Source organism: Pantoea wallisii, assembly GCF_002095485.1.
Classification (GTDB): Bacteria; Pseudomonadota; Gammaproteobacteria; order Enterobacterales; family Enterobacteriaceae; genus Pantoea; species Pantoea wallisii.
Window position 1 is genome coordinate 1 of the sequence record NZ_MLFS01000144.1, and the last position, 446, is coordinate 446.

General features: G+C 66.6%; 1 pseudogene. It reads right to left on the reverse strand.

Annotation, left to right across the window (positions count from 1 at the left end):
* A pseudogene (locus tag HA48_RS21990) lies at positions 1 to 446 on the reverse strand (GlxA family transcriptional regulator); the annotation flags it as partial.

Sequence of the window (446 nt, forward strand, 5' to 3'; positions counted from 1 at the left end):
AAGGTCGTTTATCTGTTCGTCGCGCGTCGTCTCCGGCACCGCATGTTCAATAAACTGCGCCTGCCCGCCCTCGCGGTACGGGGGGATAACCATCCGCCGGGCGACGCGGTTGGCCAGCGCACTTCCATAGTGTTCGCGCACGATATTCAGGCAGCAGTCGATGCCCGCCGCCGTCCCGGCCGACGTAATCAGCCGCTCGTCGCTGGTATAGAGCGCGTTGCTGTCAAGGCGCACCTCCGGGAAGCGCGCGGCAAAATCCCGCTCAAACTCCCAGTGCGTGGACGCCCTGCGGTTGTTCAGCAGTCCGGCGTAGGCGAGCACGTACGCCCCGAGGCACAGCCCCCACGACTTCGGCCCCGCGCTGCCAGGCGCTGCGCAGCGCCTCCAGCAGCGCCGCATCAGGGCGCGTTTCGGGATGCTCCCAGAACGGCACAACGATGATGTCC